The organism is Enterococcus sp. AZ088 (assembly GCF_051714845.1).
Lineage (GTDB): Bacteria > Bacillota > Bacilli > Lactobacillales > Enterococcaceae > Enterococcus > Enterococcus faecalis.
Genome location: NZ_JBIOSQ010000001.1, coordinates 1,307,749 through 1,323,744, shown reverse-complemented (window position 1 = coordinate 1,323,744; position 15,996 = coordinate 1,307,749). Strand labels below are relative to the sequence as shown.

Below are 15,996 nucleotides of genomic sequence, written 5' to 3'. Positions count from 1 at the left end.
CGTTCTGACTTTTTGTTATTTTTGAATCGCTTGTAATGCCTTTTCTGGTACTTGGTCTTGATTGACCTCTTCATACGTATTGATGTGGGCCCCTTTATTTGAGACTTTTAGATAATGATCTGTTTTTAATTCATGGTCCGCTGTAAAAGTTATTTCTCGTGTTTTGCCTTCCTCATCTGCGGCTACTTGCGTATAACTAGCAATTCCATAGCCATTAACGCTATCGGCTTTCTTTGTTTTAACATACACATTTCCTTCTTTAACCAATGGATTTAATTGATCTAACACACCAGCTAATTCGCCAGAGTTCTTCTCTGCGTAAAACTTGGCCCCAAATAAACCACCACCAATAACAATTGCTGTCACCACTAAAAATTTAATAAATTTCATCACATAAATCCTCCCGAGTAATTATTCTCTGTTACTTCTTCCAAAGTATAGCAAGTTTTAAACAATCCTTCCTCGGGCGCAACGACCAGTTTTTCCTCAGACTTATGTCGTATTTTTGTTATTTTGAATAAATAACAAAACACTACTCTTCTATCAATAATTGACTTAATAATTGAATTTCTTGATTCTTAGTTAAGTCAATTGTTTTCATTGTAACCGCTGTGGCTAAACCTAAATAGATTACCACCATTTTAGGAAATAATTCGACAAATTTTCCTTTGTCCATTTGTACATATTTTTTATCCAATAATAAACGCTCTTCAAAAAAAGTTTGAAGCATCTGCTGCAATTCTTCTTCATAACCATGTGCTTTCATAAATAACGCCGTATAGATTTTTTGATGTTTTTGGGCAAATAATATAAAGTTCAGACCCAATGCAATCACTGGGTCTGAGGCACCGACATCTGCTTTATAAAATAATTGCATACGATGAAATAACGATTTAATTAAGGTTCGTTTTAAATCGTCCATGTTGACAAATTCTAAATAAATTGGCTGCGTAGAAATCCCCATAGTATCTGCAATATTTCTAGCAGTTAAATTAGAAAAACCTTTATCTACTAAAATTTTTTCAGCTACGTTTAAGATTTTTTCCTTTGTATATACCTTCGTTCTAACCATTTTCATACCCCTTTTCTCTTTTAGTTAACAATAACTTTATTATGTTCACACAAAAGAAAACCATTTTCATTATATATATAATATTTTACACTTTTTTATGCGTTTCTTTTCTCAAAATTTTCTATACATTTCAAAAAAATTGAGAATTTTTAACACTTATAAACAAATAGGTCCAGAACAAAAGGTCATCACCTTTTGTTCTGGACACTAAACGGCTACACTCTTTATTCTTCTATTTGTTTGCCTTGTTCTTTGGCAAGCTCATTTTTATCATAAGCTACAAAGAACGGATAGTAAATCAAGATGGCCACTAGAATTAAAACAATATTCAAAACAGCAGCACGCCAATCGCCGCCTGTCGCCATAAAGGCGCCAATTGGTCCTGGTAAGGTCCAAGGAGCGGTAAAGACAACTTCACTTACTAAACCTAATTTTGTGGCAAACCAAGCAATCGTTGCTAAAACCATTGGTGCAAAGATAAAAGGAATCATTAAAATCGGATTTAAGACAATCGGTACACCGAAAATAACTGGCTCATTAATATTAAAAATAGACGGTGCTAAAATAGCTTTTCCTAGTTTTGAACCATATTCTGATTTTGCCCGGAAGGCTAATAATATAGCTAAACCAATTGTGGCTCCAGCACCACCAATCCAAATAAACCATTGGTAAAAAGGTTCTGCCGCAATCCGAGGTAATGCTTCGCCAGCTGCTTTAGCAGTCGTGTTTTCCTCTAATAGTTGTAGCCATAGAGGACGCGCCAACGATCCTACGATTGAAGCGCCGTGAATCCCAAAGAACCAGAAAAATGTGGTTAAAAAGACTAACAGCAAGACACTCAATAAAGAGTCCGCTGCTTGAACTAGTGGTCCCACCAAGTTCCCCACAAATGTGTGCCAATCAAAGCCTAAATAATAAGTGATTGAACCAATCAATAACATGACAATTAACGTCGGAGTCAATGATTCAAATGAACGAGCAACAGCAGGTGGAACGTTATCAGGCATTGTAATTTTGAACTTAGACTTATCTGTCACTCGATAGATTTCGACAGCAATAATTGACGTCACAATCCCGACAAACATCCCTGCACCACCCAAATTAGCCATTGGTAAAACAAACCCAGAAACGCCAGCTGCTTTACTGGCTTCTTCAGGAATCGCTACAGGTACTAATGTTAATAAAAAAGCAATCGTAGCCAAAATCCCTCCAGAGACTTGATCAAGATTATATGATTTCGCTAAACTAGCGCCAATGCCAAAAGTCGCATATAACGCCATAATGTACATTGTCATTCGGTAAGGCAGTAAAATTGTAGCAGCATTACTTGTTAAAAATTGAGTAATGCCCCAAGATTCTGGTAACGGCGGAAACGCAATAATTAGAAAAAAAGAACCGACAATAATTAAAGGTAATGTCGCAATAATCCCATCCCGCACCGCACGTAAATGGCGCTGATTGGCAATTTTAGCCATTGGTCCAGCTAGATGATTTTCAATCCAAACAGTCAGTTTATCTAACATAAATAACACTCTCCTCTGTTTTTCTCTTAAAAAATAACTCCTTTAATCAGCCATAAATAAGAGATAAGCTCTAATAAAATAAGAGAAATTAAAAACAACCAAATAAAACGCTTACAAAAACCTGTTTTCGTTTCAATAAAATAATGACTATACGCTAACGCAAAAGCAATCCCAACAGGCAAAAAAATCATGGCACCAATATTAAACGGCAGATTGAAAGTCCATAATAAAACACTCGGCAACAGGACACCACATAAGAGCCCCATACTAAAAAGAAAACCGGCACTTTTAACTGAAAACTTAGGAACCATTGCTTGATTGTTTTCCATTTCAATTTCGCTCCTTTCGTTTGTTATTTTGTTACATTTAAAATTATAAGCTATTAAAAATATTATTTCAATCTATTCGCTGATTTAATACTAATTTTAAAATAAAAAACCAGTTCACTGAGTGAACTGGTTTTATGCTTATTCAACAAATTCAAATTCAAAATTACCAATCCGAACAATGTCGCCATCTTTCGCGCCACGTGCTCGTAATGCCTCATCGACACCCATACCACGTAATTGACGTGCAAAACGCATTACTGTTTCATCATGATCGAAATTCGTCATTTCAAATAATTTTTCTAATTTTTCACCAGATAAAACCCATGAAGCATCTGGTTCACGATCAATCGTAAATTCTGGACCTTCTGGTTGGAAGCCATAACGAACGGTTTCTTCCTCTACCACTTCATCTTCATATAATGGGAATTCAGGCGTTACTTCCAACAAGTCAGCTGTTGCATTTAATAAAGGTTCAATACCTTTACGAGTAACCCCAGAGATTGGGAAAATAGGTAGCTCATCAGCATACTCATCTGTGCGTTCCTTCGCAAGTTGCTCTTTAAATTTCGCTAAATTCTCTTCTGCTTCAGGCATGTCCATTTTATTGGCAACAATAATTTGAGGTCGCTCCATCAAACGTAAATTGTGTGAAGCCAATTCTTTATTGATTGCCAAATAATCTTCATAAGGATCGCGTCCTTCCATGCCACTCATATCAATGACATGTAAAATAACACGCGTCCGTTCAATGTGGCGTAAGAACTGTGTTCCTAAGCCGACACCTTGAGAAGCTCCTTCAATTAAGCCTGGCAAATCTGCTGCAGCGAAGCTTCGACCGTCACTAGTAGTCACCATCCCTAAGTTTGGAACTAACGTCGTAAAATGATAGGCACCAATTTTCGGACGAGCGGACGAGATAACAGAGAGTAATGTTGATTTCCCTACAGAAGGAAACCCAACTAAGCCAACATCTGCTAAAACTTTTAATTCTAATTCAATTTTACGTTCTTGGCCTGGTTCGCCGTTTTCGGCAATTTCTGGTGCAGGGTTTCTTGGGGAAGCAAAGCGAATATTCCCACGACCACCGCGTCCACCTTTTGCTACTACTAAGGTCTGACCATTCTCAATTAAATCCCCAATTAAGGCTCCAGTTTCTGCATCACGAACTGTTGTACCTGGTGGAACTTTGACAAGTAAATCTTCTGAACCACGACCGTGCATTCCTTTACTCATACCATTTTCTCCAGGTGTCGCCTTAAAATGACGATTAAACCGGAAATCCATTAATGTGCGTAATCCTTCTTCAACAACTAAAACAACGTCGCCACCGCGACCGCCATCACCACCAGCGGGACCCCCGTCTGGTACATATTTTTCTCTACGGAAAGCAACCATTCCGTCGCCGCCTTTACCAGCTTTGACATCAATCGTCACTTGATCTAAAAACATGGACATATAATTTGTCCTCCTATTCTACTTCTACTATCTTTAATCACCTCAAAAAGCGTGATTCGAAAGTCTTTATTATTGTATCGGGAAAACAACCGTTTGTCTAGCAATTCTAGTTAGTTATCGTTGGAAAAAGCAAAATTTCTCATGAATCTTTCGCTTTCTTTTTGTCGCTTCGCTATCAGTCTTTTGACAAAAAAATTTTAGAGGTTCATACTATAGATAGTTGAAGAAAATCACTTTTTCAGCAAGGGTCCAAAGAAACACAAACATCTAAAGGAGGAATTTTTGTTATGACAGTCAAAGTAGGAATTAACGGTTTTGGAAGAATTGGTCGTTTAGCCTTTCGCCGAATAAAAGAAGTTTCTGATGATATTGAAGTTGTGGCAATCAATGATTTGACTAGCCCAACAATGTTGGCTCACTTATTACAATTTGACTCTACGCATGGCACCTATCCTGGCACCGTGACAGCCACTGAAAATGGCATTGTTGTTGACGGCGAAGAAACCCGTGTCTACGCAGAACCAGATGCAAGTAAAATCCCTTGGGTTAAAGAAAACGGAGTAGACATTGTCCTTGAATGTACAGGTTTTTATACCTCTGAAGAAAAAGCACAAGCTCATTTAGATGCAGGTGTGAAACGTGTGGTTATCTCTGCTCCTGCAGGCGCAATGAAAACAATCGTTTATAACGTCAATGATGATACACTTGATGTCAACGATAAAATCATTTCTGCCGGCTCATGTACGACAAACTGTCTAGCACCGATGGCTTACTTTTTAAATAATGAATTTGGAATTGAAGTTGGTACCATGACAACTGTCCATGCCTACACATCAACACAAATGCTATTAGATGGCCCTGTTCGTGGCGGAAATCTTCGTGCGGCACGCTCTGCTGCAGACAATACTATTCCCCATTCAACTGGTGCTGCTAAAGCAATTGGCTTAGTTATTCCAGAACTTAATGGAAAATTACAAGGCCATGCCCAACGTGTTCCCGTTGTGGATGGATCCTTAACAGAATTAGTTAGCATTTTAAAAACAAAAGTAACAGCTGATCAAGTAAATGAAGCAATGAAAAAACACACCATTGATAACCCTTCTTTCGGTTATGATGATCGTGAAATTGTTTCTGGAGACATAATCGGCACGACAGAAGGTTCGATTTTTGACCCAACGCAAACAGAAGTAACGACAGCTGGCGATTTCCAATTAGTGAAAACTGTGGCTTGGTATGACAATGAATATGGTTTTACTTGCCAAATGATTCGCTTATTGGAAAAATTCGCTAATTTATAATTCCAATGAATAAAAAACTGCCTTGCATAAATTAATGCAAGGCAGTTTTTTTAATGTTTACTTTGACAACTTTGACAAATACCATGAAAAGTTAGGCGATGATCTTTGACTAAAAAATGATACCGACTTTCAACAATTTGCTCTACTTCACCAAGCAAGTCTTCTTCCACTTCCTCAATTGTGCCACATTCTAAGCATAACAAATGGTGGTGAAAGTGTTTGGCGCCTTCTTTTCTTAAATCATAGCGAGCTAAACCATCGTTAAAGCTCACTTTATCAACGACTTTTAAGTCTGTTAAAATTTCTAGCGTTCGATAGACTGTTGCTAGACCAATTTCCGGACTTTTTTGTTTTACCAAGAAGTAAATTTCTTCTGCTGATAAATGATCTTTTTCATTTTCCAATAATACAAGTACGGTTGCTTCCCGTTGTGGTGTTAATTTAAAGCCTGATTCATGTAATTGTTTTTTTGTCTTTTTTAAAGCAGCAGTCGAATCCATTATTACAGCTCCTTGTTTAGAATGATTACAAATTAAGAAACTTAATTTATCAATCAAATTAAAATAATTATAAAAGAAACAACTGTAATTTGCAAGATATTCTCAATTAGCTACCTTAATTTTTTTCTTTTGATTGTTCCAACGAGCCAATTAGAATTGTTTTACCATCTTCTTGTTTAATTAATTTTTGTTTCATTAAATGGCCTAAGGCGCGTTTAAATTGAGCTTTACTAATGCCAAAGGTTTGTTTAATTTCATCAGGACTTGATTTATCAGTGAAAGGAATTTGATGATCGTTTGCTCTTTCTAAGAAAGTTAGAATCATTAACGCATCATCGCTGATTACTTCATGACTTCTTGGTTTTAATGAAAGATTCAATACGCCGTCCGGCCGCACGCCAATCACACGTCCCACTACTTTTTCACCTAAACGTGGTTCCTGGAATCGTTCAGAAGGATGGATAAATCCAATGTATAAATCATCAGTTAAAATATACGTTCCTGCAAGTTTCAGACGATACACATGCCCAGTTAAGTTTTGGTTTTGCATTTCAGCATTCCCACGTTTTGCCATTGCTTTAAAGACTTTTTCATCTGCTAATTCGCCCCAAATGCGGTCTTTACTGTCCACTTTTAAAGTAACCATTACTCGGTCTTCTTTTTTAGGCCAAAGTTCCCGCATAGTTGGTAATTCATCCAACGAAATAACGACATCTTTATCTGGTAAGCCAACGTCTACAAAGACACCTAAATCACGTCTCGTTCCTGTGACAGTACCAAAGCCATAGCTACCAATACGCACAGTAGGAATTGTAGTTGTCAGTGCTGGCTCTTGTTTTTGATTTAAATAACCAAACCCTTCTACAGCCTCCCCTATAACATGCGTACCTTCTTCTTTTTTTAAACGGAATGTGATACCATTTTTTTGAACAAAATAAAATTGTTCATTTTCATCGACCACAATGCCGGTAAATGTTGTTGCTAGTAATTCTCTCATTTATCATTAACTCCTCAAGGAAAATCAATCGAACAAAAGATTTCCGCTTTTGTTCGATTGTTTCTATTTTCTTTTATTGCCCTGCATTACGAGAAGCGTTCCCTTTGAACCAACCTGTTTTAGCATTGATTGTAACTAAATACATGTGAACATTTTTCTCTGTAGTGCCTTCTAATAATTTTGATTGATTGTTTGTTGCATAAAGATTGTAGTAACCTTCGCCATTCACAATTTTGGCAGGTTCTAAAGAATATCCACCAGGAACCACATAGCCACGAGCAATCACTGTGTCTAAGACTTTTTCTTTCACACCTGGTGCCCATGTCCACGCTGGATTGCTACTATCAGCGATATCGGCAGCATCTGGCGCATAAAGCGGACTAGTGTAAACCCCGTCACTGTTCGGCGCCGTGTAGCCATTCGCTTCTGTTTTTGCTGTTTCTTCCTTCTTAGCGTTCTCTTTTTTCGCGGCAGCAGCTTGTTTCGCTTGTTCTTCTGCTTGTTTTGCTTGCTCTGCGGCAGCTTGTTCTTCTGCAATTCTTTTCTGTTCTTCTTCAACCTTGGTTAACGCTTGGTCAGCTGTCGTCACTTGTTTGACCAGTTCTTTTTTCAGCTTATCACTTGTTACTTTATCTACTTCTGCCTTAGCAGCTTGATACGTGTCTCGATTCAGCTGATTGGTAGTTTTTCCATCTTTATAAATGACCTCAACCGCTTTTTTAGCTTTTTGTAATTGGTTGTATTGTTGGTTCGCTTGATCGATTGCTTGGTTCATCAATTGGTCAAACGGATCATTTCCTGTTAATTTCTTTACGGAAATTGGTTGATCAGCAGCTAGAATCGCCGGTTTCAACTCATTGCCATTGACAATCGGGGCCTCAAATAATTGGTTGATTTGTTGAATGGTTTGTTGTTTCTCTTTCAATGTTTGAATTTGTTTATTTAATTGAGAATACTCTTCTGAATCTTTAATTTCCGCGACTTGTTTTGAGAGTTTTTCTGGACTAACAGTCACCATATCGGGTTTAATAAAAACTTGCTCCTTTGTGGTATAAAAGGCTGCTAGTTCATCTTTCAGCGTACCTGTTTTCTTGGATAGTGCCGCCGCCTCTTGCGCGGCAGCTTTTTGCGTTTGATCATGATACGCCCAAGCACTACCTCCAGCTAATAAAACAACCGCAAGCGCAACGAAAGCCACTTTTTTTGATGGTTTCTTTGGAGCAGGCGCTGGTTGAGCATTCCCAGTTTCATTCATCGGTGGTATCACACCTGAATCTGAAACTTTTTCCTCGGTTGTATCAGCTTCGCTCGGTTCCTCTAGCGACGCTGCACTTGTTAACCCTTCTTCAGAATCTGAAATGGATTCAGTTGGTGTTTCGGCTTGGGTTAATACTGCCTCACCGCTGTTTTCTAACTCTTGGGTCTCTGCTGTTTCTTCTGATGGATTTTCAGACATTTCTGTATCTGCTCGATGCGCTTGAATATAAGCTTGCAAAGTTTCGTTTGGTGTTACATCTTGATCTTCTATCGGTGGTTGTGAAAAAATTTCTTCTTCAGAAGTGGTAGAGATAACTTCAGTTCCTGAAATCTCTGTTAAAGCTTCCTCTTCTGACTTCACCGTCTCAGATACCTCAGCTGTTTCTGCTTCAACAGTAGCTGTTTCTTCCGTTGTTTCCTCTAAATTAACTGCTTCGTCCGTTGCTAGTTCTTCTTCTGTTGAATGAGTAGGCGTCTCTTCTGTCGCTGGTATCGACTCCTCCACCGAATCATGAGTCTCCTCACTAGCCCCTTCTTGAAGCGCTGCTTCTGAATCAGAGACTATTAAGTTATCTTCTATCGACTCTTCTTTTTTGTCATCATTACTTTCTTCTTCTGGTGATTCGCCAAACAGTTCCATCACATGGCCTAAGCTCATATCTTTTAACTCAGACCACTCAATATTCTCATTTAATTGATCTTCGTGTTGTTCATTTTCCTGTGTTTCAAAATCTATATTTGTTGAAGTCGTTTCCACTTCTTCTTTATCAACTGTTGTGTCAGTTAGTGAATAGCCACATGTTGGGCAGGTCGTTAATTCTGCATCGAATTCGTTCCCGCACTTCGGACATTTCTTTGTCATTCTTCCGCCTCACATTCTGCTAATATTCCATTACTTCTAATTTACCATAACTTGCGCCTTCTTCCAATAACTAGCAATGACATTTAGAGACTTTTTAAAAAACAAAAGCGGCTCTTCTCGCATGCACGAAAAGAGCCACTAAACGGTATGTTTATTCTAAAAAGTCTTTTAATTGTTTTGAACGAGAAGGATGTCTTAGTTTTCTTAACGCTTTTGCTTCAATTTGACGAATACGTTCGCGAGTGACACCGAAAACTTTTCCGACTTCTTCTAGCGTACGTGTCCGACCATCATCTAAACCAAAACGTAAACGTAAAACATTTTCTTCACGGTCTGTTAAAGTATCCAGAACATCTTCTAGTTGTTCTTTTAACAATTCGTAAGCTGCATGTTCAGCAGGACTTGTAGCATCTTGGTCTTCAATGAAATCACCTAAATGTGAATCATCTTCTTCACCAATTGGTGTTTCTAAAGAGACTGGCTCTTGTGCGATTTTTAGGATTTCACGAACTTTTTCTGTTGGTAAATCCATTTCCGCACCAATTTCTTCTGGCGTTGGTTCCCTACCTAAATCTTGCAATAGTTGGCGTTGAATCCGAATCAATTTATTGATTGTTTCAACCATGTGAACAGGAATTCGAATCGTTCTAGCTTGGTCCGCAATTGCCCGCGTAATCGCTTGACGAATCCACCAAGTAGCATACGTAGAGAATTTGAACCCTTTACGGTAGTCAAATTTTTCAACAGCTTTCATTAAGCCCATATTACCTTCTTGAATTAAATCCAAGAATTGCATACCACGACCTACATATCGTTTGGCAATTGAAACAACCAAACGTAAGTTGGCTTCTGCTAAACGTTGTTTTGCTTCTTGATCGCCTTCTTCAATTTTAAGTGCCAATTCAACTTCTTCTGCGGCAGTTAACAATTGAACGCGCCCAATTTCTTTTAGGTACATACGCACGGGATCATTAATTTTAACACCTGTTGGCGCAGATAAGTCTTCTGCTTGGGCCTTTTCCGCTTCTTTTTCATCTTTTTTCAAGCTATGTTCACTTGGGTCTCCATTTTCATCGACCACGCTGATACCAGCATCTTCAACTTTTTGGATCAATTTTTCCATAGCTTCTGCATCCAAAGTATACGGTGTGGCTAATTGATTCGCTAAATCATCATAAACCACTGTTCCTTTAGGCTTGTTTTCTTTGATAAATGCTGCCACTGCAGCTTCATATTTTTTACTTGTTTCTTTTTCCATGAAAGAAGGCCCCCTTCATTTTTCGGTTCACGCTTGAAATAACTGATAAATCACTGGGACTTATCAAAATAAAATGAACAAAACGCTTAGTTCTATTCATTTATTGCTTAAGTAAATGTTCGTTGAGCTTTAAGCTGTCGAGCCAATTGGATAATCTCCATTGTTAATTCGGCTTCAAGCTGTTGGTTGCCCACTCGTTTTGCTTCTTGCTGTTGAATCTTTTTCTGCTCAATTGCCTCTGCAATACTTGATAAGGCAATTACATGTAATAAATCGGCAACTTCTCGCTCAGAGCTTTCTTCTGATAAATTCTGATACGCAATTTCAATTGCTAATTGTTTGGTTTGATTATCTTGCAAGAAATTAATAAAATCGGCAATGTCGAAACTTTGATGCAGTGTCGCATAACTTTCTAGCAAGAAATATAATTCTTGGTATTCATCATGAGCGAACGAAAAATCTGGCAATTGTTGAATGGTTTGCCGTACTCCTTGTTCATTCATTAAACGAAATAATAAAGAACGTTCTGCTTTTTGAACTTGGGTTAACGGTAACTTGTTCTGTACGTGATTCTCTTCAAAAACAGGTTCTTCCATTGGTGGTGGCATCATTTCATCTTGATAAAATTGTTGCCTTTCTTGCCGTTGGACTGAACGTTGCTCTTGCTTCAATTGATTGAATTGTTCTTCTAAACTATGAACAGAAAGTTGAAATTCCTGAGCAATTTGGTTTAAATAACGATCACGTTCCAAGGGAGATTGAACATTGGTTAACTCCCGTAACAATTCGTTCACATAATCCAATTGTTCTTTTTCGTTATTCATGTTTCTAGTTAACCGATGATAGTTCATTTTAAAACTAAAAACTGTTTCTCGGCCATGATTGGCTAAATTTTGAAAAGCTTCTGCGCCATATTTTCGCACATATTCATCAGGATCCAGCTTTTCAGGGATGCTGACAATACTCAAGTCAAAATGACTGTTTCCTTGCAATAATTGAATCGCACGGTTTGTGGCTTGAACACCGGCATTATCGCCATCGTAACAAATAACTACTTCCTTAGCGACCCGTTCCAAACGCCGAATTTGTTCATTGGTCAAACTAGTCCCCATTGAAGCCACCCCACTTTTTACGCCTGATTGCCAAGCAGCGATAACATCCATGAATCCTTCAAAAAGCAAGACTGTATTTTCTTTACGAATTTCTTTTCTGGCTTTATCAAAGTTAAACAGCGTTTCTCGCTTATTAAAAAGTGTTGTTTCAGGACTATTCAAGTATTTAGGCATCTCATCCCCTGGAAAATCAGCTGTTTTTAACAAGCGACCAGAAAAGGCGATGACATTGCCTTGGGGATCATTAATTGGAAACATGATTCGTTGATAGAAACGATCCAAAAACGTACCGTTATCTCTTTGGACAAACAGCCCAGAAGGCTCAAAAAGCGTTTCATCCAGTTGTTCATTTTTAAAAACTTGACTTAAGAAATCACGTTTTTGCGGCGCAAATCCAATTTGAAAGGTCTCAATTAGTTCTTGTGTTAACCCCCGCTCTAATAAATAGTTTAATGCGGGTTCGCCAATTTTAGTATTCACTAAAATATGATGGTAAAGTTCTGCGGCTTTACTATGCAGTTGTAACAAACTCCGTCTTTGTTGGTTTTCTGGGGTATCCGCTACTTCACGCGGCTCTGACCAATCAAAGTCCACAGATAAATGTTCCAAATCTGCAACACGTTTCACGGATTCTGGAAAACTAATGCCTTCAATTTCTTGCAAGAAATTAAAAACAGTTCCACCTTTCCCGCAGCCAAAACAGTGAAAAATTTGTTTGTCTTCTGCTACTGAAAATGAAGGGGAACGTTCTTCGTGAAACGGACATAAACCCATATAATTTTTACCGGATTTTTTTAACTGGACATACTGCCCAATAATATCTACTATATTCGTTCGGTGACGAACTTCCTCAATGACTTCCTGAGGAATGCGTTGTGCCATTGTCCTCACCTCCTAAGAATAGCATTGTGCTAACTCATGTGATTGACCGTTTAAAAAACGCACTGTCATTTCAGTGCGAATTCCAATGGACACATTTACACATGATTTATTGTATCACATAATCTCTGTTTTTCAAGTATCTTGTTTCAACTCAACAAAAAAAGAAAGTATCTAGGACAAAAGTCATCCTGACTCCTGCCCAGACACTAACTCTTAAAATAATCAGTTAAACATCAAGCTTGCTCCGACTTCCTTCAAGATTTAAAGAAGGACTGCATTTCTGGAGACGAATGCTTTTAGATCAACCTCTGCTTTTTATAAATCTTTAATTGTTTTTCCAGCACGTTTCATTTGTACGAAACCAATTGCTACACGCACCACAATATTAATGGCCATCATAATAAAGAAGAGACCCATTGTTTGCGAAGTTAAGAAACCAATTTCTAAAATGTTGTGGAATAACATAGCTGCTACATAAATACCAATAATGGTACTGAAAACCAAGAAAATGCGTAATGGATTTAAAGGCAGACATGCTCGAACAACAGCCATACAGCTAATTCCAACTAATAAATAATACATTAACGTCGTGGTGTCTAAAGAAGAAAATCCTTGATTTTGTCCAATCAGATAAACAGCAATGATATTCGCTACAACTAAAAGCGCATTAACAGACGCATTTTTCAAAGCCGTTGGTAAAAACTTCCCGACAACTTTTCGTTTGTCCCCTTCGAAAGATAAGAAGAAGGCTGGATATCCTTCAATTGCTAAATCAATCAAGGTCACTTGAATCGGAATGAACGGAAACGCAATGGCCGTTAAGGCACAAATGATTGAGAGAATAAACGAATAAATCGTTTTAATGAAGAAAACGCTGGAAACTCGGGTTACATTATTTACCACACGCCGTCCTTCAAACAAGACATCTGGTAACGTTGTAAAATCAGAATCTAGCAAAACTAGATTAGAAATTTGCCGAGTAGCGCCATCTCCCTCTGCCATGGCGATACTACAATCCGCTTCTCGTAACGCTAAAACATCGTTAACGCCATCGCCGGTCATCGCCACCACATGCTCTGTGTCTTTCAACTCACGTACAATGGTTCGTTTTTGCTGAGGCGATACACGTCCGAACACTGTGTATTGCCGAACCGCTTCACGCACTTCTGCTTCTGTCGTTTTGGTCGACAAATCAATATAAGACTCATAACCGGGTAGCCCAGCACGACGAGCAATATTTGAAACAGTCACCGGATTATCACCAGAAATTACTTTTAAGTCGATTCCTTCTTCTTTTAGATAAGCCAGTGTTTCTTTGGCATTTTGGCGAATTGGATCATCAATTTCTAGAATTGCTAATGGCTCTAAATAAGGCATTTTGGTTTCGTTTAACGGTTGTTGTTCCGCAATGGCTAACATCAAGACGCGATACCCATTCTCTTGTGCTGTAAAAACAGCTTCTGGCAACCGACTATCGTCTACCAAACGCTCAGGAGCCCCTAAATAAACTGTCCCAATTTCTGGAAATTCAATAGCTCCCCATTTTCGTTCAGAAGAAAAAGCCAAGACTTCTTTTGCGCCAAATCGATTGGATACTTCATAATGATCACGAATTGCTTGCATTGTAATATTATTATCCGTACTTTCAGATAGGTAGCTTCCGATAATCTGTGGGAAGAGTTCTTCATATTTGTCATGCAAGATAATCGCCTTTTGCACTTTCATTTTACCTTCTGTAATCGTTCCAGTTTTATCTAAACACAAAGTGTCCACATGGGCCAATGTTTCAATTGAGTACATATCTTGTACTAGAATACGTTTTTTGGCTAACTTAATGACACCTGTTGTCAGCGCAATACTAATTAATAGTACTAATCCTTTTGGTAACATTCCTAACAAAGCAGCTGCAGAAGCAACAACAGATGTTTTAATGCCAGCATCTCTTAACCAAAAAGCTTCAACAAATAAAATAATCCCTAGAGGAATAATCACCCAACTTGTAAATTTAGAGACTTTACGAATCGAATTGACTAACTCTGATTGAATTGGTTTATGCACTTTGGCTTCTTGGGTGATTTTCACAGCATAGTTTTCGGCACCAACGTGGATAACACGGGCATAGGCTTGTCCGCTAACAATGAAACTTCCAGAAAGCAAGGTATCGCCGATTTCCTTTTCAATTAAATCTGATTCACCTGTTAACAACGCTTCATTCGCTTCGACTTTACCGTCAATAACTTCCATATCAGAAGGAACTTGTTCCCCTGCAGAGATAATAACAATATCTTCCATAACTAGTTCTTTTGTATCAATCTCTTGTTGTACGCCATTTCGAACAACATGAACATTTTCTTTTGCCACAATAGATAATTTTTGAACTAAATTACGGGCATGAATTTCTTGGAAAATCCCGATTGACATGTTCACAATAATAATCGCTAAGAAAGCCAGATTGGAATACGCTCCGACAAATAGTAAACAAACAGCGATTGCAAAGTTTAAAAAGTTGAATAACGTCATGACGTTATCAAAAATAATATCTTTTGTAGATTTCGCTACATTTTCCTCATAATTATTTTGAAGGCCTAACTCTTTCTGCTTGGCAACTTCTTCTGTACTTAACCCTTTTTTCAGGTCGACTTTATTCAACATCCAGCTCTTTCCCTACCTTTTCAATTAATCAGTTACATCCCTTCTAGTTTACTTGCATTTTCATGAAACTGCAAGAAAAGCCTAAAAAATTCCTGTAAGTTGAAAGAATTCTTTAGACTTTTCTCGTTTTAATTTAACTTTTCAATAAACCAACGATTCATTTTGACAATTTCCGCATAGAACATATTGCCACCATTTTGATAAAGGTAACCACCATTGTAAACTAACGCTTGCCAACGATAATAACGATATTTCGTATTTTGGTCATTCCCTAGCAACGGTGAAAGGACTTCTCTTGAATATTCTTCTGCTAACTCTGTCGTGTGTTTCCCGCCACGTTCTTTAACAAACTGAATATAATCCAGTCCATAATTATATGCTTGTACGCCTGTCCATTCATCACAGCCAGCTTCTTTTGCTTTCGCTAACGCTTCCGCGAGAAATTTGACGCCATGTGCGATACTTTCTTCTGGTGTTTCAATCACTTCTTGTTGTCCATAAACACTTTCACTGCTCTGCATAATATCGCCAGATTTCCCTTTAGATTCTGTATAGATAATCGCTAAAGCTAATGTTTTGTATTCAGGTATTTTATTTTTTTTGACTTCTGCTTCTACTTGTTTTTCAAAGGTCATTACCGTTTCAACATTTTGATGTATTTTATAGCCAAGATAGCCAAGACCAGCAACTAAACCAACAAACAAAAGTAGCATGATTTTATAAATTATTTTTCTTACTCTACGCATCGAATCATCCAAACTTTTTCTTTTAAGATACGTTCTATGTTACTTGAAATAAC

The 15,996-nt window shown here is 37.9% G+C and carries 13 protein-coding genes; 1 reads left to right on the top strand and 12 read right to left on the bottom strand.

Annotated elements, in window-relative coordinates:
- Window positions 1–15 precede the first annotated feature (15 nt).
- From IGL17_RS06510 to obgE, 5 genes are all read right to left on the bottom strand, one after another.
- The gene (locus IGL17_RS06510; RefSeq protein ID WP_002357632.1) at window positions 16–390 is read right to left on the bottom strand and encodes a YxeA family protein; all 375 of its coding nucleotides are present in this window, start codon (window positions 388–390) and stop codon (window positions 16–18) included.
- Between the two features lie 142 nt (window positions 391–532).
- Window positions 533–1,078, bottom strand: a complete 546-nt coding sequence (locus IGL17_RS06505) for a TetR/AcrR family transcriptional regulator (RefSeq protein ID WP_002360361.1) — start codon at window positions 1,076–1,078, stop codon at window positions 533–535.
- A 218-nt stretch (window positions 1,079–1,296) separates the two neighbouring features.
- Window positions 1,297–2,595, bottom strand: coding sequence for a PTS sugar transporter subunit IIC (locus IGL17_RS06500; RefSeq protein ID WP_002363934.1), 1,299 nt, complete (start codon window positions 2,593–2,595; stop codon window positions 1,297–1,299).
- Between the two features lie 26 nt (window positions 2,596–2,621).
- Complete coding sequence (locus tag IGL17_RS06495; RefSeq protein ID WP_002357636.1) at window positions 2,622–2,924, bottom strand: hypothetical protein; 303 nt, start codon at window positions 2,922–2,924, stop codon at window positions 2,622–2,624.
- Between the two features lie 138 nt (window positions 2,925–3,062).
- Window positions 3,063–4,379 carry a GTPase ObgE gene (gene obgE, locus IGL17_RS06490; RefSeq protein ID WP_002384537.1) on the bottom strand — a complete coding sequence of 439 codons (1,317 nt, stop codon included), beginning with the start codon at window positions 4,377–4,379 and terminating at the stop codon, window positions 3,063–3,065.
- Window positions 4,380–4,666: 287 nt separating this feature from the next.
- Here obgE and gap point away from each other — a divergent pair, with 287 nt between their 5' ends.
- Window positions 4,667–5,677: a type I glyceraldehyde-3-phosphate dehydrogenase gene (gap, locus tag IGL17_RS06485; protein WP_016617956.1), complete on the top strand. Its 1,011-nt coding sequence runs from the start codon at window positions 4,667–4,669 to the stop codon at window positions 5,675–5,677.
- A gap of 50 nt (window positions 5,678–5,727) precedes the next feature.
- On the opposite strand, the gene fur is transcribed toward gap, so the two are convergent.
- From fur to IGL17_RS06450, 7 genes are all read right to left on the bottom strand, one after another.
- Window positions 5,728–6,177 carry a ferric iron uptake transcriptional regulator gene (gene fur / locus IGL17_RS06480; RefSeq protein WP_002357640.1) on the bottom strand — a complete coding sequence of 150 codons (450 nt, stop codon included), beginning with the start codon at window positions 6,175–6,177 and terminating at the stop codon, window positions 5,728–5,730.
- Between the two features lie 115 nt (window positions 6,178–6,292).
- Complete coding sequence (locus IGL17_RS06475) at window positions 6,293–7,174, bottom strand: CvfB family protein (protein ID WP_231423271.1); 882 nt, start codon at window positions 7,172–7,174, stop codon at window positions 6,293–6,295.
- A 73-nt stretch (window positions 7,175–7,247) separates the two neighbouring features.
- Window positions 7,248–9,293 (bottom strand): cell division site-positioning protein MapZ family protein, encoded by a 2,046-nt coding sequence (locus IGL17_RS06470; RefSeq protein WP_016617955.1) that lies wholly within the window; start codon window positions 9,291–9,293, stop codon window positions 7,248–7,250.
- Window positions 9,294–9,444: 151 nt separating this feature from the next.
- Window positions 9,445–10,551, bottom strand: a complete 1,107-nt coding sequence (rpoD, locus tag IGL17_RS06465) for an RNA polymerase sigma factor RpoD (RefSeq protein ID WP_002360364.1) — start codon at window positions 10,549–10,551, stop codon at window positions 9,445–9,447.
- Window positions 10,552–10,658: 107 nt separating this feature from the next.
- Entirely contained in the window at window positions 10,659–12,545 is a 1,887-nt protein-coding gene (gene dnaG, locus IGL17_RS06460) for a DNA primase (RefSeq protein WP_016617954.1), read from the bottom strand.
- A 315-nt stretch (window positions 12,546–12,860) separates the two neighbouring features.
- On the bottom strand, window positions 12,861–15,197 hold the full coding sequence (locus IGL17_RS06455) for a cation-translocating P-type ATPase (protein WP_016617953.1): 2,337 nt from the start codon (window positions 15,195–15,197) through the stop codon (window positions 12,861–12,863).
- 128 nt (window positions 15,198–15,325) lie between these two features.
- Window positions 15,326–15,943 (bottom strand): lysozyme family protein, encoded by a 618-nt coding sequence (locus IGL17_RS06450; protein ID WP_002357646.1) that lies wholly within the window; start codon window positions 15,941–15,943, stop codon window positions 15,326–15,328.
- Window positions 15,944–15,996: the final 53 nt, after the last annotated feature.